The sequence below is a fragment of the Edaphobacter lichenicola genome, from assembly GCF_014201315.1.
Classification (GTDB): domain Bacteria; phylum Acidobacteriota; class Terriglobia; order Terriglobales; family Acidobacteriaceae; genus Edaphobacter; species Edaphobacter lichenicola_B.
In genome coordinates this window covers 412,449-431,699 of the sequence record NZ_JACHDY010000004.1, presented here as the reverse complement: position 1 = coordinate 431,699, position 19,251 = coordinate 412,449, and the positions used below count along the sequence as shown (strand labels likewise).

Sequence of the window (19,251 nt, the reverse complement as noted above, 5' to 3'; positions counted from 1 at the left end):
GTACATCAAATCCGGATTGTCCACTCAACTACGAGCCAGCCAATCGCTGATTCGAGCATGATAGCTGCGACTCATGGCAATTTTCTGGCCATTTACCAGCACAACCGTGAATTCGCCGCTGGGTTCCGTACGCACTTCCTTCAAGTACTGCAAATTGACGATGGCGGAACGATGCACGCGCAGGAACATTTGTGGGTCAAGCTTTTCTTCCAGATGACTCATTGTCTCCCGCAGCAGGTGCTTTTCCGTTTCCGTGCAAATGCGCACATAATTTTCTTCCGCTCCAATCCATCGGATGTCGGAGACGGGGAGAAAGAGGATGCGCCCACGAGACTTGAAGACAATACGTGTTGTATAGCTCGCGTTCTGGCTACTGCGCCCATTGCTGCGTCCGGCATCTTGCTTTGTAGCGTAGATCTGCTCACGGGCACGCTGCACCGCCGAATGCAAGCGCTCGGAGGTAAACGGTTTGAGTAGGTAGTCTACTGCGTGTATCTCAAACGCACGTAACGCATAGCAGTCGTACGCGGTCGTGAAGATGATGCGGGGAACGACGGAGTCGCTACCGACAGAGAGCTTGCCGATGATATCGAAGCCGTCCATTCCTGGCATGCGGATATCGAGAAAAAGTAACTCCGGTCCAGTAGCACGCACCAGGTCGATCGTTTCAGAAGCTGATGCTCCTTCACCGACAATTTCGATCTCAGGCTCGTCGCGAAGCAACTGGCGCAGCTTCTGTCTCGCTAAGACTTCATCGTCGGCCAGGATAGCGTGGATCATCATGCACCAAACCTTGTCAGTGTCTCTGCGGGACTAGAAGAGAACTGTAGCGGGAGCGTTATTGTTACCTCGACCTGATCTCGTGCGACCTCGCGTATACAAAATGTGTGTTGATCTCCGTAGTGCAGCTGCAGGCGGCTCCTAATATTGGCCAGCCCAACCCCTTGACCGTCTGAGGCTTTGGGCGGATTCGAATTCAAGCCTGCGCCGTTGTTGAGAACACTCAGCGTCAGGCGCGAGTCTTTTCTTGTTGCCTCGATGTGGAGCAGGCCATTGCTGTCGAGCCTGGAGAGGCCATGAGTGTAGGCGTTCTCGATGAGCGGCTGGAGAATCATTGCAGGCACAAGAGCATCATGCAACTCCGGATGTACCCATAGTTGCTGGTGTACACGGCCCGTGAATCTGCGCTCCTGCATCGCGAGATACATCTCCACAAACTCCATTTCGTCATTGAGACGAATGAACTGCACTTCGCCGCGCTCGAGGGTAATACGCAAGAGGCTGCCGAGTTGTTCCAGCATTGTGTCGGCGGCAGCGATGTCGGTCCGCATGAGGCTGGAGATGCTGTTCATGGTGTTGAAGAGGAAATGCGGATTCAATTGCATACGGAGAGCGGCTATCTGGGCCTGAGCCAGTTCCACCGACAATTGAGCGGCCGCAGCCTCTTTTTCACGGAATTTCTGGTAGTAGCCTATCCCGCGAAAGAGGACAAACGCACACCAGAAAATGACCAAGTTGTCGACGAACTCCGCATCCAAATGAAACGCCAGCCTGTGCCAATAGGTCATATGCGGGCGGTTGAGCGGAAGACGCGGAAAGCAAGCGACCCAGATCATCTCTTCAACGACACTGGTAACTATGCTGAGCGGAAGCACTTGCGCGAAGATGCGAAATGCGTTTGCCCGCTGAATCCAGGGCCCGCACCATCTCCACAGCAACCAGCAGATGACGCCCCACAAAAAATATTGCACACACCATGCTGCAAAAAGGAGGCCTATGCTCATGCGGTAACTCCACAGGCGCATGGTCATCCACTCCTGCAGGGCGAACAAGGTGCCCAGCAGGACCGACGCGCTCACAAAGATTGCCGGATGCATGAAGAATGGTTGTGCGCGTGTGCGACTTATCGGCGGAAGGTTCAGGGAATCATCCTCGCCCTTCTTCCTTTATGGACGAAATAGGAATGCAACCATACATTCTATTCCTCGTGTCGTCAGGAAGCTGGCACGTAAAGCAGTTGACCAGCGTACAGACCATCTGTCGAGACTGCAAGTGCCGATGCGGGAAAGCGTTGCCGCTTGTCACCGTCTTTAAAGACGAAGAGAAGAGGCGTGCGGTGTTGCTGATACCAGTTATTTGCGTCCGAGTCCAGCGCTCCGGCCTGCTGAGTGCCCAGCTTTTTTGTGAGTGCTGTGATGTCGTATCTGACCAGGCTCATCGCGGATTCTCCACCCTGCAGAATGGCCATACGGAAGTGGAGGTAGGCGGCTTTGCTGTCTGCGGGGACGCGTTTGCCGTCCCGTGCAAGGGCTCCTAGCACGACTGAAGATTTCCAGTAACCTGCGCTCGCTGAGGTTTCCAGGAGGGATGGTCCCTCCTTTGGAGACGTTGCAAGCTCGGGATGGTTGACCAGGAGCAGTCCCAGCGAGTGAATGGCTGGTATGTATCCGTCGGCGGCAGATGAGCGCAAAAAAGCCTCGGCTTTGCGAAGATCGTGCGGATGGTCCGCATTCACCGAGAAGAGTGTGCCGAGATTGTAGGCGGCGACAGGATCGTGCAGCTTCACACCGGTTTTGTACCAGGTCTCGGCGGCGGCTTTGTCCTGCTTCACGCCGATCCCGAAGTAGTAGAGGTCGCCCAGATAACTGGCAGCGACTCCGTCTCCCCTGCTGGCCGCTTCGTGAAAGAATTGCACGGCCAGCTCCTCATCTTTGGCAACGCCGAGGCCCCACACGTACAACACGCCCAGATTCACTTTTGCTCTTGTAAGGCCGGAGGCGGCGGCGAGTTGGTACCAGTGCAAGGCACGCGCCCGATCGACCGAAACACCTATGCCAGCCTGATAGAAGAAGCCGATCTCATTTTCCGCCTCAAGATCTCCGGCTTCAGCGGCTTTTTGGTACCAGTACGCGGCCTGCTTCGCATCCTGCGTTACTCCGTTGCCTGTAAAGTAAGCCGCGGCCAGTTCAATTTGTTGAGAAGCGTAGCCCTTTTGAGCATCTGCCTTTAGCTGAGTGATATCTGTTCCCTCCGCTGAAGGCACATAACCTGCAAGTAGGATTACACCGATAGCGAGTAACAGGGCTCTAACGAGTTTTACGGAGACTAGGAGAGGGTCGCGAGTTATTCGAACCATGATTTTCCTCCAGTAGTGAGATCTGGCCATGTCTCCGGGTCTTTTCAACTAACTACATCCCATGAAGCGTAGCCGGCGCTACCTAGACTTGCGGGATTACGGCAGATAATCAGCGAAGTTCCACGGTTATGGGGTGTCTCGTCACGTGTAAAGAAGGCTCTAACTACCCCAGTGTGCTGTTGGTCACCACAAGGAGCAACTCGTCACATAATTGGAACTATGTAATCGCGCCGCTCTAGCCTCCTTGATGATTTCGCTGCGAGAGACGGAACTGTAGTTATCGGTTCCGCTGAATTATTTTGCTAACAATACGTCACTGGCCTCGACACAGGAGCTTACTGTGCAACCATACATCCGGAATATGTGCTGGCTAGCTCACATGTGACGGATAGCGGGGCGGAGTGACGAAGCTGGCCAAGCCCGGGAAGAACATGAGTCGACGATGAGAAGATGAACTCTCGAATCCTCTCTTCCGGCGACGCCTCCCATCGATCGTCAGTCATCAGTCCTCACCGCGCGGAGATTCGTCACCTGTAAATCAACCCACGGATTCTGCCGTTTGTCACATTCTGTGCGGCACTCGTCACAAGGCTGTTGTTGACCGCGGAAGTGTCGCACATAATGCACTGCACCGGGCTGCGGGTTGCAAATCTGTTTACTTTGCAAGACGATCCATGCTCCCGGAGAGTGCAGAACAGCACGTGGCACGAGCAGTAACTGCCTTCGCTATGAGTGACTCAAGTGTTACTTGAAGTCAACGGGACGAAGGCCTTCAGGCCTCCCGATGTCGATGATTCGGAGTCGGAACGGAAGACCGCCTGCGCACCAACACTTGAATGGAGTCCAGCTATGTTCAGAAATATCTCAGTTCACGCGTCGATTCTTTTCGTCCTGCTTTTTCTGTCCGTTTCTCCAGCTCTGCTAACTGCGCAGACCGATTCCGGCATTGTGTCGGGATTAGCGGTCGATCAAAGCGGAGCCCTCGTCTCCGATGCGACCGTAACGCTCACCAATACAGGGACAAACGCTGAACGAACGGTAACTACGAATCACAGCGGCGAGTACACCTTTCCCCCTGTGGCGGCAGGCATTTATACAGTTAGGGCGGACGCTCCGGGCTTTCAGCGGTTCGAGGCACGGGTCGAAGTCACTGTTGGCGGGCACGCAACGGTTCCGATAAAGTTCGCTCTCAGTGGTGCGCAACAGACAGTGACCGTGATCGATCAGGGCGGGACTACTGTCAATACGCAGACTCAGGAAGTGTCGCAGATCGTGAGCAGTGTCCAAGTCTCAGAGCTGCCCAGCCTCACTCGCAATCCCTACGATTTTGTCTCGATCTCCGGCAACATCAGCTCTGGAGATAAGGTAGCGCAGAGTGGCGCGACAAAGACTACCGGAGACCAAAACGACACAACTCGCGGCGTTGGATATTCGCTCAACGGCCAACGGTCCAGTGGCACTGAGATTCTGTTGGATGGGGTTGAGAATGTTGACTCCTACATTACCGGGCCCGAGGTCACGGTGCCGATCGATGCGGTGCAGGAGTACCGCATTACGACCAGCAACTTTGAGCCACAGTACGGTCGCGCGTCAGGCGGCGTCGTCAGCGTCGTAACCAAATCGGGGACCAATCGATTTCATGGGGGAGCATGGGAGTTCAACCGCCTGGCGGCCTATACCGCCAATACGGTTCAGAATGCGCAAAGCGGCGTACCGAAGGGCGGCTACACGCGCAACCAGTTTGGCTACGATGTAGGTGGACCAATCTTGAAAGACCGGCTGTTCTTCTTCCAGAGTACTGAGTGGGTGAGGGTGCGTAGCGCGGGCAACCAGATCTCGCTGGTGCCGACGCCGCAGTTTTTGGCTGCATCCAATTCGGCGACTCAGGCCTTCTTCACGCAGTATGGGTCTCCGGCTCCGGCTTTTACCCAGACCTTGAGCAAGGACGACGTGGTGGCTTCGGGTGTGAATCCAACTCCGGGTGGACCGTTTGATCTTTTGCCTGGAAGCACGCCGGTATTCGGTGTAGCGCAGTTTACATCTCCCACCAATGCCGGAGGCGGCGATCCGCAGAACACGTATTACTTGATTGGACGTGTGGATTTCAACGCGACTCCAAGAACTCAGATGTACGGGCGGTATGTCTTTTACAACGAGCTCGATGAAAACGGTTCGATGTTCAGTACGCCGTACTCGCAATATAACGTTGGTGCTTCCGAGCGGGACAACGCCGCACTCTTCGGCCTGACCCACGAGTTTTCCGGCTCCCTGGTGTCCAGCACGAAGTTGAGCTTTACTCGTCACACGCTGAGTCAACCCTTCGATACGTCGCAGCAGAACGCCCCTACCCTGTTTCTTTATAACAATGCGACGATCGGCGGGAATCTGGTTCAGTTTCCTGGCTTCTACAGTCAGTTTGAAGGAACTGGGGGACTTCCATCTGGAGGACCACAGAATACTGCTCAGATCAGCGAGGACATTGACTGGACGAAGGGTCAACACTCCTTCAAGGCCGGTACTCAATTGCTTTATATCCAGAACAACATCCTGTATGGCGCCTATGCGCAGGCAGTTGAGGGGATCGGCACAAGTGCTCCAACGGGCCTGGATAACTTTTTGAATGGAACACTTTCGATCTTTGAGGGCGCTGTTGACCCGAAAGGCGCGCTGCCCTGTGAGCGCAACTACGCGACTGGCAATCTCGTCCAGACACCGCAATGTCAGATCACTCTACCCGCCTCGCAACCGAACTTTGCCCGTAGCGACCGGTTCAAAGACTGGGCAGTGTACGCGCAGGATGCGTGGAAGATCACTCCGCGCTTCACGCTCAACTATGGTGTGCGCTATGAGTACTACGGGATCCAGCACAATAATAAGCAGAACCTCGATGCCAACTTCTACTACGGCCCAGGTGCGACGCTTCAAGAGCAGATTCGCAATGGCCAGGTGTTCACGGCTCCTGATAGTCCCATCGGTAAATTGTGGAATCCGCAGTACGGCACTGTTGGACCTCGTGTCGGCTTTGCCTATGACATCAACGGCGATGGCAAAACAAGTCTGCGTGGTGGATACGGAATAGCCTACGAGAGGAACTTTGGAAATGTAACCTTTAATGTCATCCAGAATCCACCCAACTACGCTGTGGTCCAGATCACGACACCCTCGCCCATAACGACGAACAACGCTGGTCCCATTGGCGGCTCCAGTGGAACGGTTCCGCTTCCGCCAACCAGCTTGAGAAACGTAGATGAAAACATTCGCACGGCGGCAACGCAGTTCTACAGCCTGACAGTAGAGAGGCAGCTCGCGAATAACGTGGTTGCATCCATCGCTTACGTTGGTTCACGCGGGACACATCTTTACGACGTCAAGGGCTACAACTTGCGTGGTGCCGGCAACGTCTATCTCGGCGACCCTGTTCAGGACGCTAGCGGCAACTTCATCTACTCGCGCCTCAACAATCAATACGGGTCGATCAACAACCGTGGCAGCGAGGGAGATTCTTACTACAACGGCTTGAACCTCGGTTTTCAGATGACAGATCTCGAGCGCACGGGGCTCATTATCACAGCAAACTATACTGTCGCGCACTCGACTGACAATCTGAGCTCGACGTTCTCTGAGAGCAATAGCTCGGTCAACGGCATTGGCAATCTTGGCTATCTCGATCCGTTCAACCCTGGGCTGGACCATGGGGCCTCGGACTTCGACATTCGGCAGCGATTCGTCTTGGCGCCGATTTACAGAACCCAGTGGTTTAAGAATAATCACTCCCTCACGGGGAGACTCCTTGGAGGATATGAGGTCACTGGTATTTACACTGTCCGCACTGGGACGCCATTCACGGTCTCCGATAGCAGCAACTCGCTGAATCGCAGCGCCGGGGTCGGCATACCTCGCTACACGCCTGGTACAACCATCTCGAACTACAGTTTCACTAAAGCAAAAGATCAGAACGGCTCCGGCGCGAACCTCTACGACCTTGTCTCTTTACCCGCAGCCGTAAGCTACGGCAATCCGGCGCTCGGTGGAATATCCGACTTCGGGCCATATCCCTCTGCGATGACCCATCGGAACGCGTTTTCCGGGCCAGGCGCTTGGAACTTCGATCTTGCGGCAAGTAAAAGTCTTCTGATCAGAGAAGGTATCGAGGTTGAATTGAGAGCAGAAGGATTTGATATCTTCAACCACCATAATCTTTACATCACCGAGTCCAATAATGACGTCGCCAACTACGGCTATGATGGCGCAACCATCCCTATCCAGGCAAAGAAAGGTGGCGTCAATGGTGGTGCGAACGATGAGCGCCGCTTCGGTCAGTTTGCCCTGAAGGTTAAGTTCTGAGTTATCTCCTCGGAGAGAACGCCTTTGCCTCCACGGCAATCCCCAGCACCCCAGGCAGAGCCGAATTGACTCGTACGGTAGACATGGCACTTCAGTTTTTCTCATGTACTTCAGCCGTTTAATGCGCTTTCGCGGGTTTGTTCAAACCGATTAACTGATCACGAGTGCGTTGGAGAATCTCTAGTGAAAGGTCTGGGTCTGACACGGCACGAGACAGGTTGATCGCTCCTAGCATCGCACTAATCATCAGAATCGAACGGGCGCGCCGATCGGGGGCTGCATTTGGCGGAACAAGGCCCGTCGAGTATGCCAAGCTGCGCTTGAGTCGGGCGGTATACACGGCTTTCGCCGATCGACTCGCCCGAGGCATGTCACCGAGCAAAGCGCCCAAAGCGCAGCCTGTTCCCGGAGCATCCCGATGTCCTTCGGACAAATAATTCTCTAGAAGTTTCGCTAAAGTGTCAGTGTGTTCCTCCCAGCGATCAAGGTCCTGGAATGCGGTGGCCAGCGCCTCAACCACCAGTTCATCGCGTGAATCGAAATGTTTGTAGAAGCCGCCGACAGTAACACCGGCTTCCTTCATTACATCGGCAACGCCGATGCCTTCGAGACCGAGTTCACGAAACCTCTTGGCAGCAACGCTCACGATCCGAGTGTGTGTCTCCGCCTTATCTCTCTTCGAATAACCCATCTACCATCACCATTTCTTCCCCGAGTCCGCATGGCTCGCTCCAATCGCTAACCTCCGCAACGTGCGGGTTTCTATCGGGGTTTCAACTACCTTCCGGAGGAACCCTCTCGTGAGAGTCTTTCGCCCTTCGACGTTCATTGACAAGGCGGAAACGGCAATCGAAGGCGGCAGCGCGGATTTCCAGGAGGCTTTGATAGGCGGGCGATTGATACCAAGCCGAGGCAGTTTCATTGTCCGGAAACCGAATAATCATGCCGTCGTTGAACGCGGGCTCACCGGATAGGACTTGCCACGGCCCAAAGGCAATCACCTCGGCACCGACTTCCCGCAAAAGCGGCTCGGCCTGGGAGGCATAGCGGCGGCGAGATTCTTCGTCAACAACTGTTGCTTCGACAATTACGTAGGCGCTCATAGCTTCCTCGTGATCTCTCTCGCCAAGGGTAGCAAGAACTTCTAGAGTATTATCATAATCTACGCTACTTCGATGAAAACCGCTTAGTCTGGGGTGCAACAAAATCGTCACCTTGATAATAAGCAGCAAATACTTCGCTCTCTTGAATGGAGCGCGATAAATGTTCTAAAGAAGGTTTCCACAAAATACTTTGCAACTTCTGGATTATGTTAATACTCTTATGGAGTGAAAGCGCAGATCAGTCCCTCACAAGTACAGGAGAAACAATGAGCAACTCGTCCCCAGAGCGGAATAAGGCAATCGTGCTCGAAGCATTCGACACTCTCTTCAACAAGCGTGACTACGCGGCAGCGAAACGCTTCTGGTCACCGAACTACATTCAGCACAGCGCACACATCCCCCAGGTCGTGAAGGTCTACTCGGGCTGGTAAAGAGCCTACCCTCAACGGCCAAGTACGAGCCTGGGGTAATCCTGGCCGAAAGAGACTACGTGATCGCGCACGGACGTTACTCGGGTTTGGGGTTTCCGGCGAACTGGATCATAACGGACATCGTCCGAATGGAAGACGGTGTTTTCGTCGAACACTGGGATGTCATTCAGGACGAGGCTACAAAGGAACAGTCCAGGAGCGGGCATCCCATGTTCGGCGACACGTTCCCCAAGTGACAGCCGAAAATAACGCAATCGTCCTGAAGGTGTTCGACAACCTTTTTAACAGGTCAAGGAGGTACTAGCTATGGTTGCGCCTGGGTGCAGCCGAAATGCGAAGTATCCCCGGCCTTGACCATGCGCTCAGCTGGCCCTCAATCAACAACTTTGCCCGGTCGTCTATTACTTCCGAACAACCGTCCGCCTCGGTTCTGGTGTTAGACTTCATCCACTAGCGTTTGGCGCCGTACTACGATTAAATGAGGGTGTCCGATCAATACGTTACTTCGTTATGGAGACCATCAAACATCCAGCCCGCCTGGTAGTTCGTGAAATAGACCAGACGCAAACGGTAACCATCAACTCCCTGCCTTTCACGATCGGCCGTCAGGCGGATCGTGATCTCTATCTCACCAACTCGCAGGTCTCACGCGAACACGCCAACATTTACGAGGACGCAGAAGGGTTCTTCATTCAGGACCTCGGCAGTCGCCACGGAACCTTCGTTAACGACATCCGCAAGGACACTGCGCGCCTTCGTTCCGGAGATCACATCAAGCTCGGCCCATCCGGCGCCACCCTCCTCTTTGTCACCTCTGCTGGCCACACGTCCACCATCGCTCTATTCCTCCAGATGGCATCCGGAGTCTCCACTTCCGAGCTTCAGAAGCTCTCCCTCTTCCTCCAGGCTGCGCAGAGCTTCAACAACGCCAGCGTGTTAGAAGACATTTTCAGCACGATGATTGAGTACACACTGCGACTCACCCAAGCCGAGCGCGGCTTTGTCTTCCTTGGCGATGGTCCCGCTAGCCTTTCCTTTGAGTGTGGCTTCGATCGCGACGGCCAGCAAATCTTCGACGATACGAAGATCTCGCGCTCAATCGTCCGCGATGCAGCCGAGTCCGGACAGGAGTATATTCTCGGCGACGTCAGTGGCGAAGGGCAGCCCGTCGGTCGCGAGAGCGTCATCGCCCACGAGCTCCGCAGCGTCATCGCCATTCCCCTGCGTGGTCGCAACTCCGGCCGTCTTCTCGGCCTCCTCTACCTCGACAGCCGCCTCCGGAGTAGCACTCTCAACAGCGTCGGCCGCGATATCCTCCTCGCCATCGCGACCGAGGCAGCAACTCTTGTTGAACATGCCCGCTTAGTTCAGGCCGAGCGCGCCGCCGAACTTCTCCGCAAGGAGATGGAAATCGCTGCCTCTATCCAACAGAGCATCATAGCTCGCCATCTTCCTACCTTTCCTTACGCCAAGATCGCAGCGAAGACCATCCCTTGTACAGAAGTCGGCGGCGATTTCTACGATGTCATTCCTTTGGAGAACGGCTTCGTCGCCATCGTCGCCGATGTTTCCGGCAAAGGCGTGCCTGCTGCCTTGCTCGCTTCGATTATCCAAGGCATGATGTACGCTCAGGCCCGAAGCCACATATCCCTGGTCGACACCGTCACCACCGTCCAATCCTTTCTGTGCTCCCGAGTTTACGGCCAGAAGTATGTAACCCTCGTTGCCCTCCACTACAAACAAAATGGCGAGGTCGAATTAGTCAACGGCGGGCACGTCTCTCCTCTTCTCATTCTTGAAGACGGAACGATCACTCCCATTCTCGGCGGCGACGTCCCCGTTGGCCTTCTCCACAACGCTACTTTCCACTCCATCTCCTTTACTCTGCCTCTTCACGCACGTCTCGTGCTCCAGAGCGATGGTGTCAGCGAAGCCGAAAACCCCAAAGGTGTGCAATTCGGCTCCATCGAACGCCAGCGCGAGTTTTCGGCCCCAGACCCCATCCAGACCACCTTTGCTGCCATGTTCCGCTTCTGCGAGGGTGCCCCTACGCAAGACGACTGCACCCTCCTGGTCATCGACAGAACCGCCTGACGCCCTAAGCAACAACGCGTCTGTTGGAGAAACCATGAAACTTCTGCTGAAATTCAATCTGATTGTCCTCGCCGTTGTCGCCATCGGTCTCGCCATTGTCTCGTGGGTCGCTCACTCCTTCCTCATCGACAATGCGCGAGCCCAGGTCCTGCAGCAAGCCGAACTTATAATCCGGAGCGCAAGCTCCACACGCGACTACACTACGGAAGAACTCACACCAATCATCGTCACCGCCCCAGCCATGCGACACACCTTTCTCCCGCAGGCCATTCCGTTTTATGGGGCGACGGTCACCTTCGCTCACCTCCGCCAAAAGTTTCCCGAGTACATGTACAGGAAGCCACGCTCAACCCTACAAACCTTCAGGACCGTGCCGTCGATTGGGAGGCCGATGTCATTGATGCCTTTCGCAACAAGCCCGACGTGAAGGAGTTCGTCGGCGAGCGTGAAACCGCTACTGGCCCCTCGCTCTATCTAGCTCACCCTATCAAGACGGAGGCAAGCTGTCGGGAGTGCCACTCACTGCCCTCTGCTGCTCCAAAAACCATGATCCAAAAGTACGGATCAACGAACGGTTTTGGGTGGAAACTAAACGAAATCGTTGGTGCCCAGATCGTCTCCGTGCCCATGGCCTCCCTATCCAGATTGCGTCAAGGGCCTTCAAGACCCTCATTTGGTCTCTCGCCACGACGTTCGCTGCAATTCTGCTCGCTATCGATCTTGTGCTTTACTTCCTTATCATCCTGCCCCTGCGCAAGCTTTCTGCCGTCGCCGACCGTGTCAGTCTTGGCCAGGTCGACCAGGCCGGACTACCCGTTCGCGGCAAGGATGAGATGGCACAGCTCACGGCATCCTTCAATCGCCTGGTAGTCACCGTCGTGAAGGCTTTGCGAATGCTCGGCTAGCTATACAACACGCCGCTCTTGCGAAACCTTCCGCTAACCGAGGAGAGAAATCTCTGCCTCGCATCCTTCTCCTCAATCTCCTGCGCGACCAGCTCCACCAGCGACTGGAGATCATTCGAACTGCTTGAAGCGCGTTTTACCAACACGCCCGCGATAGGACCGACATAGTGGGCGAGCTTCAGCGTAATCTCGCTCAACTGATCTGGCTCGTACTTCGATGTCTCACCAATCACTCCTCCCTGTGCGGCACCAGTCACCTCGCGCGTCGAAAGCGAAACAACCCTGAACTCCGAAGCGTGGCCCAGGTGTGACGCATCCAGCGCTGCGAGAAACTCTCTCGCGTTCTGCCACCGCTCTCGCTTCTCTTTAGCGAGCGCCTTCATCACTATGGCGGAAAACTCTAGTGGTATCAGCGGGTTAGTCTGGCTTGGCGATACCGGGCGGTGCTGCAGAAGCCCCCCGATCACCTGCGCGTAATTCGTGCCTTCAATCGGTAGTCTGCCCGTAATCATCTCGTACAGAGTCACACCCACCGCATACATATCCGACCGCGCATCGTGCCCTTCGCCCGATAGTTGCTCCGGCGCTATGTAGTGCATCGATCCCACCAGCGCCCAGGTCATCGTCAACCGCGCGTCGGAGGCTGCTAGCGCCAGCCCTCACTTATGTGATGAAAACACCATAATGCAACCCCAACGCGACTGGGCCGAGGTTCGTAAAAAAAGAGACGCGGCTTCCTAAAACGAGTGGAGCCGAACTCAGATGGAACTCCGCGAAAAGGAGAGCGGACACCATACAGTTGAAAGCTAAGCACCATTGTCTTCGTGGGAAAGAGATCAGGACACTAGAAGCTAATCTTCAAAATCTGCCCGTTGTTGCCGACGAACCATCCAGCTTCTGGATTTGCAAAAGCGACCGCCCAATAACCGCTCACATCCGGCAATTTGATCCAGGTTTGTCCTTCGTCCGGACTCCAGGCTGCTGCGCCGGAGGTGAAGTTAGGCTGAGTCTCTGTCGTGATCACCACACTTCGGTCGTGTTCACGGCCGAAGTCGTCGCGATGGCGCCAATCGTCCCGATGTTCAACGCCACGCACATAGGCGAGACAGAAGATCGCTCCTGGAATCGGGGGCTTGGTGGTTAGCGTCCATCTTTGGCCGCCATTATCCGAGGTTGCCGCCTGAGCAGCGCTGTCCGTGGTCAAGTCGCCGCCACCCACAATGCCGTGCCAGGGATCGCGGAACGCTACCGAGAAGCCGCCCGCATTAGCATTGCTCACCAGCGGAGTGTCATACGCATTCCAGGTGTAGCCGCCATCCCGAGTCGCCAGTATCCGAGCTATGCTTGAGCCGCCGGTGGCGATCCAGGCGTTTTGCCATCCTTCTGTAGTGATGCAGGTTCCGCTGGACGAGAACGATGCTTCGCCTGGCAACGCAGGTGGCATACTGCGGGCGATCGACTGCCAGGTCGAACCATCGCTGGTGCGAATGTCAGGAAATACTCCGTTAACTGAGTCGCTGTGCGCGATGCCGCGATCCGGCCCCCAGAACGCAAAGCAGTCATAGAAGGCATTCGCCGTCTTATTCGTAAACTGAATGGTCCAGTGCGCGCCGGCGTCTTCCGTCTTGTAGATGCGAAAATCTCCGGTGTCGTTCCCGATCGACATGAGATAAGCAACCCGATCGCTAACGCCTTGGACATCGCGGAATTGCAGACCTTCAGCTCCTGGCACGACTCCGGACTTCCAGGTCGAACCGCCATCGGTCGTAACCACGTACGTACCACTGGCTCCCGCTGCCCACACTACGCGGGAGTTCACTGGACTGACGGCAATCAGCAGTTGCGTCGTGCCGCTCTGCTGAGGAACAAGAGTGGGTTGATGACCTTTCCATGCTTCTTGTGCATACACGCCAGTAGCGGCGGCAATCAAGAGAACGAACAACAGCAAACGCTTTGACATGGACTTCCCTCCTTGAACCGCCGTTTCGAGCGTGATGAAGTATAGGAACGCCGCGGAAGCCGCGTCAAATCAGGGCACCTGATTACTGCGACTGGGCGGAGCCGGTGCAGATCATCGAGTGTTGAAGCTACAAGAGGATATCTGGGATCACTTACCGAGAATCCGATTTTCCGGTACAAATCCGAGTTCTGTAGGTGAATCGGTGATATGTGGCGACTGACCGATCTGAATTGCGGGGCCCGACTGGACACTACGCTCCGTCTCAGCGGTCTTGTTTGATGCGGTCTCGGTCTAAGGTTCGGATACAGTGACCGCGAGTGTAACGGTTTCGTCTGCGAGAAAAACGATCGTTCCCTCTATGTTGAACGACGAGCCTGTGCCGCTAGCCGCAGGCCATTGAGTAACCTGAAATGAGAGGCTGTACGAAGAACTCATCACTGATCCATAACTGACTACGAGGTCCTGCGGCTTTAGGGATATACCTTCAGCGATCTCCACGGCCGGGTGCACAACTCCCTCTCCGTTGATCCGACTCAGCTCAATTTGGACCAGTCCTGCTACCGACGCATCCAATTTGTCTGCGTTGACGTAGAACCCGAGGATGCAGAAAGGTCCTCCGCTGGATGTCAGGGTAAATGCTGTGTTAGACGGAGTGGCGCCTGCGGGTGCGGCTGCAACCGCAATTGATCCGAAAGATTGCGTTGAGAGTCTCATCGCCATTTCGCCACCCCTAGGATAGTGCCGAGATAAGAGTACAGCCTAGAAGAACGTTGTGCTTTGGTCCGAGCAACTAAAGGTTACGTGAGTTATGGATCGCGGTACTCTCGGCGCTTGAGTTCGCGGAGTGCCTGCTCGTGGCCTTGGAGTGCAGCCTGACGAATCCAGTGACGGGACTGGCTGTAGTCGTGCTCTACGCCCTGGCCGATGGCGTACAGGTGGCCAAGCTGGAACTGGGCTTCGGCGTTTCCATGATCGGCGGCTTTGCGATACCACGCGGCGGCCTGAGTGTAGCTGAGCGGGACGCCTTGGCCGGTGTAGTAGAGGTCGGCCAGCTTCTGCTGGGCTTCGGGAAAGTTCTGGGTGGCGGCCAGGCGATACCAGTGGGCAGCTTCAGTATTGCTTTGTGCGGCTCCCTCACCTTTGCGATACATGAGGCCGAGGTTGTATTGCGCCCAGGCGAGGTTACTGTGAGCGGCGCGCTGGCACCATGCGAAAGCTTCAGAGAAGTCGTCAGCTGCGTAGAAGCGGAAGCTAAGGTTGGCCTGCGCGTAAGCGTGGCCTTGCTCGGCGGACTTGCGCTCCCAATATGCGGCCTGAGTGTCGTCTTGCGGCAGACCCTGACCCGCGTCGTACAGAGTGCTGAGGAGGTACTGCGACTCGGCATGGCCTTGCTCGGCAGCAAGTCGGAAGCCGGCTGCGGCTTCGCTGAAGCTGCCAGAGTTGTAGTCGGTGACAGCCTGCCGGTAGTGCGGGTTGGAGGCTGCGTTGGCGGCATCGCGGCGGCCGCGGGCGATGATGCTGGAGCGCGTGGAATGGAGCGACAATGTGGCGCCCGTAGGGATGTGCTGCAGGCCAGATTTGGCTTTATCTTCCATCTTTATCTTCCATGCGCGCTGATCTGGCGGTCGATAAGCTCGAAGCGGCGGCGGGCATCGGCGATCTGCTCGCGAAGGCTGGCGGCAAGCTCGGTGAGGAGATCGCGGTGTTCGGCGGCGACGGCTTCGGCGGCGAGGTGCAGTTGGGCGAGTTCGCCGGCGAGCAACGTGTGCCGCTCGGCATCGAGCGTTGCGATATCTCGCTCGGCGTGCTGGATCTGGCGCGTGATGCGAAGAAGCTCGGCAGCGGCGCCTTCGCCGGCGATGGAGGCGTTGATTTCGCGGTGATCGTCCAGCAGACGCTGCAGGGTTTCTGTGTCGCCGCGGTTGTAAGCCTGATTGGCGCGAGCCATTAGCAGAGTGAAGTGTTTCTGCTCCGCGTCGTCGCGCGCGAAGTCGGGATGGATGCGCTTGGCGACGTCGCGGAAGAGAGTCTTAAGGCTGGGCGGTGGGTCGAACTCTTCGGCTTCACGAGCATCACCGAATGCGGCATCGTGGGTCTCCTGCGCGCGCTGGCGGGTCTCCTCGGCTCGGCGACGGGCGGAGTCGGAGTCGTAGAGATCGACCTCGCGCTCGGCGATGCGCGCTTCGAGGTCGTCGAGTTCGGCGTAGAGAATGCCGACCTGGCGGAGGTAACGACCTTCAAAGGTCTTGAGTTGGGCTCGGATTTGAGCAAGCTCGGATTCGCGCTCGGCAAGCATCGTGCGGACAGTAGCAAGTTGCTCGCGCTTGTCGAGGAGCGCGGCGTCGTCAGGAGTTTGCTGGAGGATGATTTCGGCTGGCATACGGCTTCCCGTAAGGGCAAGCTCTAGTTTAGCGGAGCGGAGCCGTCAACGACCGGATTGGGCTAGAACCGGAGCCTCACAGCTGACTCGAAGGAAAAGAAGTTTGTCGCCAAAGCGACGGGCAACCCGGCGTATGCCGTCCAGAGGTTTCTACTTTTTTTGCCGTTGTACCGGCAAAGATTCGACGCGAACAAACTAGAGACGTCAGGCGAGGCAGTTCCGCTGCTCACAGACGTGTCGTACCTTCCGCGCATCCTGCATAACGCGTACGCCGCGTCGGATACGGGTGCGCTGGTCGCCCTGCGTGGCACCGAGATTTCGCTCTCAACCCACTCATTCAGCCAAACTTGGCAGCCGCGGCAGCGATAGGTAACGATGAGACTGTGCGAAGATGGGGAGCCAAGTTCAGCCTGGTCCATCCGTTCGGTCTGGATGAAGAGGAGCCACGATCCCGATGACAGTAGCTCAGGTGTGGAAGAGTTCGAAGTTCACGATTGAACGCAATCAAGGCAAGACGCCCGGGACAGTCATCTTTCGCTTGTCAGGGCCGTTTACGGCGCGGGACATGTACGGCGCCCTCTCACCGAACGCGCTTCGCAACACGTTCGAATCGGAGGTGGACAACGCTCAACACGCTCTCCATATTTTGGACCTGACGGAGGTCCCCTACATGGATTCCGCGGGGCTTGGGCTGATCGTCAGCCACTATGTTCCGTGCCAGGGCAGAGGAGTTCGGCTAGTTGTGGCCGGAGTAAGTCCGCGCGTGCTTCAACTGTTCGAGATGACTACGGTAGACAAATTCTTTCCCAGGGTCGCTACGGTTGAAGAGGTTGTGAAGGCACGGGTGCTGAGTCGGGTTTAGATCTGGGGCACCCAGCTTCGGCTTTAGTTTTGTGGGTTGGGCGGAGTGCTGTTCTCGTCGTGATGGCCGTGGTGGAAGATTTTGCCGATGCCGCGGCCTGTGCCCTTGGCAACTTTGCCGGTGCCCTTGGCGGCACCGACGCCTACGTCCTTTCCAGCTACGCCTGCGCCTTTGCCGACATTGCCTGCGGCGTCGATGGGGTGGAGGGTGACCAGATCGCCGGCGCCTTTGCCTACACCCTCGGCTGCGGATCCGGTTCCCTTGGCGGTACCCTTGCCGATGTCGCCGGCTCCGCTGCCCACGTCACCGCCGGGGCTGCGGGGCTGGGTTTGGGATGGAGCGGGAGTGGTTTGGGTGGGCGTCGTCTGGGTGTTCTGGGCGGAGACGCTCTGGCTGGAGATGGCGAAGGCTAAGGTGAGGAGCACGAGGGATGGGGTGGGGAATGTGTGGCGCACGAATGAGCCCTCCTGCGCATTTAGATGCGTCGGGGAGGGGGTTGGAAGCGTGTTGCACGGACGGGAGGAGGGTTCGAGCATTCCCAAACCGGGAAACCCAGAAAATAAATCCGGAATCCGTGTCACTTTTTTATTCACCACAAACTATGACTGCTTAATCACCACGTTCACCATGCAAAACACCACAACTTCACCACAAAAACACCACGTCGAAACACCCTTGTTTCTCAAAAAACCCAACAAAACACCATAAACTCATCCGTCAGAAAAACTTCTGCCGGGTGCCATATCTCAATTCTGAGTTGTGGGTATTCGAGCGAAGCGAACGCTGGTTTCGGGAGCCGACAGAGAGGTCACGGCTGCATGCGGGAGCGGGCGTCGCGGGGGTGGCCGGTCGCGGGTTCGTGGGTGCCGGCGAGGGAGAGGCCGAAGCGGGCATGTTGGCGTAGATCGACTCATACTTGCCGGCGGCGACCTGGTAGGTTTCGTGCCAGATGCCGACGGAGCCGTCGTCGCCGACGCTCTGGTTGAAGGCCTTCCAGGCGGGGAGGTGGGCGGCGTTGCGGGACTGGGCGTAGTCGACGAGTTGGTCGAAGCTGCGCCAGTACTGGATCATCGTGATGCCGGGCCAGTAGAGGGAGGTCTGGGCGGCGAGGAAGCCGAGATGGGGTTGGTGTAGAGTTCCTGGAGCATGGGGCCCATGGCTTTGGCAACGGGGATCCACTTGTTGAAGGCGAGCGGGCGGTTGATGCGAAAGCCGATGAGGAAGATGACGAAGGGGCCTTCGATGCGGGTGGAGTAGCGGCCTGCGTGGATGGTGGGCATATGGGCAGAAGTTTATAACCTGATCGGATGATCTCGTTTGGGGATGCCGTGAGGGGTTTGAGCTTCGCTCGAATGCTCATTTATGGGATGAAACTGCAGGAATGGGCCGCGGCTTGAGTTCCTCTATGGCCTGCCGTCGGAGAGATGAGTCGTATTCTCGGTGGTCGCATCCAACTTGCGAACGGATCGGAGAGAGGGCGATATGAAGAAGGGCTATTGGGTGGTTGCGTACCATACGGTTGGTGACGAGGCGACGATGAAGAGCTATGTGGAGTTGGCTGGAGCGGCGTTGGCGCCATTTGGGGCGCGGGTTCTGGTGTCGCCGAAGAGTGAGGTTACGGCTTTGGAGGCCGGGTTGAAGCAGATGACGGTGGTGGTGGAGTTTGACAGCTATGCGGATGCTTTGGCTGCGTATGAGAGCACGGATTATAAGAAGGCTCTAGATGTGCTTGGGTCGGGCGTGAAGAGAGATTTTCGGATTGCTGAGGGAGCTTGATCGGATGAGAAGTTTTTTTGAGGGGTGAGTTTGTGGTGTTTTGTTGGGGTTTTTGAGAAAAACCGGGTGCAAGACGTGGTGTTTTTGTAGTGCCGTTGTGGTGTTTTGCGTGGTAAACGTGGTGATTAAGCAGTCATCGTTTGTGGTGATGAAAGATGTGACACGGATTCTGGGTTTATTTTTGGGTTTCCCGTTTTGGGAATGAACCGTTGGGGAGAGGGACTGACTCGCTCGATGGCAGTAGCCTAGGTGTGGAAGAG

Annotated in this window: 16 protein-coding genes and 2 pseudogenes; 7 read left to right on the top strand and 11 right to left on the bottom strand. The window is 56.3% G+C overall.

Translation table 11 applies throughout. The features are described 5' to 3' along the window. Nucleotides 1-24: 24 nt before the first annotated feature. The 3 genes from HDF09_RS15385 to HDF09_RS15375 all read right to left on the bottom strand — a co-directional run bounded on the left by HDF09_RS15385 (nt 25) and on the right by HDF09_RS15375 (nt 3,136). Nucleotides 25-783, bottom strand: coding sequence for a LytR/AlgR family response regulator transcription factor (locus HDF09_RS15385; protein ID WP_183767857.1), 759 nt, complete (start codon nt 781-783; stop codon nt 25-27). After that, a complete protein-coding gene (locus tag HDF09_RS15380; RefSeq protein ID WP_183767855.1) occupies nt 780-1,877 on the bottom strand; it encodes a sensor histidine kinase in 1,098 nt (365 codons plus the stop codon). The genes HDF09_RS15385 and HDF09_RS15380 overlap by 4 nt, the downstream gene beginning before the upstream one ends. A gap of 116 nt (nt 1,878-1,993) precedes the next feature. After that, on the bottom strand, nt 1,994-3,136 hold the full coding sequence (locus tag HDF09_RS15375; protein WP_183767853.1) for a tetratricopeptide repeat protein: 1,143 nt from the start codon (nt 3,134-3,136) through the stop codon (nt 1,994-1,996). Nucleotides 3,137-3,985: 849 nt separating this feature from the next. On the opposite strand from HDF09_RS15375, the gene HDF09_RS15370 reads away from it, so the two are divergent. Then, nucleotides 3,986-7,480 (top strand): TonB-dependent receptor, encoded by a 3,495-nt coding sequence (locus HDF09_RS15370; protein WP_183767851.1) that lies wholly within the window; start codon nt 3,986-3,988, stop codon nt 7,478-7,480. Between the two features lie 118 nt (nt 7,481-7,598). On the opposite strand, the gene HDF09_RS15365 is transcribed toward HDF09_RS15370, so the two are convergent. Then, a complete protein-coding gene (locus tag HDF09_RS15365; protein WP_221270159.1) occupies nt 7,599-8,126 on the bottom strand; it encodes a TetR/AcrR family transcriptional regulator in 528 nt (175 codons plus the stop codon). A gap of 127 nt (nt 8,127-8,253) precedes the next feature. Continuing rightward, nucleotides 8,254-8,583, bottom strand: coding sequence for a DUF1330 domain-containing protein (locus HDF09_RS15360; protein ID WP_183767848.1), 330 nt, complete (start codon nt 8,581-8,583; stop codon nt 8,254-8,256). Between the two features lie 266 nt (nt 8,584-8,849). Between HDF09_RS15360 and HDF09_RS20875 the strand changes: the two genes are divergently transcribed. From HDF09_RS20875 to HDF09_RS20860, 4 genes and pseudogenes are all read left to right on the top strand, one after another. Next, nucleotides 8,850-9,014 carry a nuclear transport factor 2 family protein gene (locus tag HDF09_RS20875; protein ID WP_260181337.1) on the top strand — a complete coding sequence of 55 codons (165 nt, stop codon included), beginning with the start codon at nt 8,850-8,852 and terminating at the stop codon, nt 9,012-9,014. Nucleotides 9,015-9,524: 510 nt separating this feature from the next. Next, nucleotides 9,525-11,108, top strand: coding sequence for a SpoIIE family protein phosphatase (locus tag HDF09_RS15350; RefSeq protein ID WP_183767846.1), 1,584 nt, complete (start codon nt 9,525-9,527; stop codon nt 11,106-11,108). A 102-nt stretch (nt 11,109-11,210) separates the two neighbouring features. Next, nucleotides 11,211-11,675: pseudogene (locus HDF09_RS21165) on the top strand (Tll0287-like domain-containing protein); the annotation flags it as partial. A gap of 155 nt (nt 11,676-11,830) precedes the next feature. Continuing rightward, nucleotides 11,831-12,013 (top strand): HAMP domain-containing protein, encoded by a 183-nt coding sequence (locus HDF09_RS20860; RefSeq protein WP_311719658.1) that lies wholly within the window; start codon nt 11,831-11,833, stop codon nt 12,011-12,013. Here the strand turns inward: HDF09_RS20860 and HDF09_RS15340 are convergent. The 4 genes from HDF09_RS15340 to HDF09_RS15325 form a co-directional block, all read right to left on the bottom strand. Further along, nucleotides 12,010-12,642, bottom strand: a complete 633-nt coding sequence (locus HDF09_RS15340; RefSeq protein ID WP_183767844.1) for a serine/threonine protein kinase — start codon at nt 12,640-12,642, stop codon at nt 12,010-12,012. The genes HDF09_RS20860 and HDF09_RS15340 overlap by 4 nt on opposite strands. A gap of 215 nt (nt 12,643-12,857) precedes the next feature. Continuing rightward, complete coding sequence (locus HDF09_RS15335; protein WP_183767843.1) at nt 12,858-13,973, bottom strand: beta propeller repeat protein; 1,116 nt, start codon at nt 13,971-13,973, stop codon at nt 12,858-12,860. Between the two features lie 806 nt (nt 13,974-14,779). Beyond that, nucleotides 14,780-15,568: a tetratricopeptide repeat protein gene (locus HDF09_RS15330; protein WP_183767841.1), complete on the bottom strand. Its 789-nt coding sequence runs from the start codon at nt 15,566-15,568 to the stop codon at nt 14,780-14,782. Between the two features lie 2 nt (nt 15,569-15,570). After that, a complete protein-coding gene (locus tag HDF09_RS15325; RefSeq protein ID WP_183767839.1) occupies nt 15,571-16,353 on the bottom strand; it encodes a coiled-coil domain-containing protein in 783 nt (260 codons plus the stop codon). Nucleotides 16,354-16,807: 454 nt separating this feature from the next. On the opposite strand from HDF09_RS15325, the gene HDF09_RS15320 reads away from it, so the two are divergent. Next, complete coding sequence (locus HDF09_RS15320; RefSeq protein WP_183767837.1) at nt 16,808-17,215, top strand: STAS domain-containing protein; 408 nt, start codon at nt 16,808-16,810, stop codon at nt 17,213-17,215. A 23-nt stretch (nt 17,216-17,238) separates the two neighbouring features. Here HDF09_RS15320 and HDF09_RS15315 read toward each other — a convergent pair whose 3' ends face one another. Together HDF09_RS15315 and HDF09_RS15310 are read right to left on the bottom strand one after the other, a co-directional pair. Beyond that, nucleotides 17,239-17,670 (bottom strand): hypothetical protein, encoded by a 432-nt coding sequence (locus HDF09_RS15315; protein ID WP_183767836.1) that lies wholly within the window; start codon nt 17,668-17,670, stop codon nt 17,239-17,241. Nucleotides 17,671-17,932: 262 nt separating this feature from the next. After that, a pseudogene (locus HDF09_RS15310) lies at nt 17,933-18,495 on the bottom strand (DUF4188 domain-containing protein). A 202-nt stretch (nt 18,496-18,697) separates the two neighbouring features. Here HDF09_RS15310 and HDF09_RS15305 point away from each other — a divergent pair. Next, complete coding sequence (locus HDF09_RS15305; RefSeq protein ID WP_183767834.1) at nt 18,698-18,991, top strand: DUF1330 domain-containing protein; 294 nt, start codon at nt 18,698-18,700, stop codon at nt 18,989-18,991. Nucleotides 18,992-19,251: the final 260 nt, after the last annotated feature.

Bases quoted from the DNA above. Each gene is read 5' to 3' on its own strand.
- HDF09_RS15385 (WP_183767857.1), bottom strand. From the start codon at position 783: ATGATGATCCACGCTATCCTGGCCGACGATGAAGTCTTAGCGAGACAG.
- HDF09_RS15380 (WP_183767855.1), bottom strand. From the start codon at position 1,877: ATGCATCCGGCAATCTTTGTGAGCGCGTCGGTCCTGCTGGGCACCTTG.
- HDF09_RS15375 (WP_183767853.1), bottom strand. From the start codon at position 3,136: ATGGTTCGAATAACTCGCGACCCTCTCCTAGTCTCCGTAAAACTCGTT.
- HDF09_RS15370 (WP_183767851.1), top strand. From the start codon at position 3,986: ATGTTCAGAAATATCTCAGTTCACGCGTCGATTCTTTTCGTCCTGCTT.
- HDF09_RS15360 (WP_183767848.1), bottom strand. From the start codon at position 8,583: ATGAGCGCCTACGTAATTGTCGAAGCAACAGTTGTTGACGAAGAATCT.
- HDF09_RS20875 (WP_260181337.1), top strand. From the start codon at position 8,850: ATGAGCAACTCGTCCCCAGAGCGGAATAAGGCAATCGTGCTCGAAGCA.
- HDF09_RS15350 (WP_183767846.1), top strand. From the start codon at position 9,525: ATGGAGACCATCAAACATCCAGCCCGCCTGGTAGTTCGTGAAATAGAC.
- HDF09_RS15335 (WP_183767843.1), bottom strand. From the start codon at position 13,973: ATGTCAAAGCGTTTGCTGTTGTTCGTTCTCTTGATTGCCGCCGCTACT.
- HDF09_RS15330 (WP_183767841.1), bottom strand. From the start codon at position 15,568: ATGGAAGATAAAGCCAAATCTGGCCTGCAGCACATCCCTACGGGCGCC.
- HDF09_RS15325 (WP_183767839.1), bottom strand. From the start codon at position 16,353: ATGCCAGCCGAAATCATCCTCCAGCAAACTCCTGACGACGCCGCGCTC.
- HDF09_RS15320 (WP_183767837.1), top strand. From the start codon at position 16,808: ATGACAGTAGCTCAGGTGTGGAAGAGTTCGAAGTTCACGATTGAACGC.
- HDF09_RS15305 (WP_183767834.1), top strand. From the start codon at position 18,698: ATGAAGAAGGGCTATTGGGTGGTTGCGTACCATACGGTTGGTGACGAG.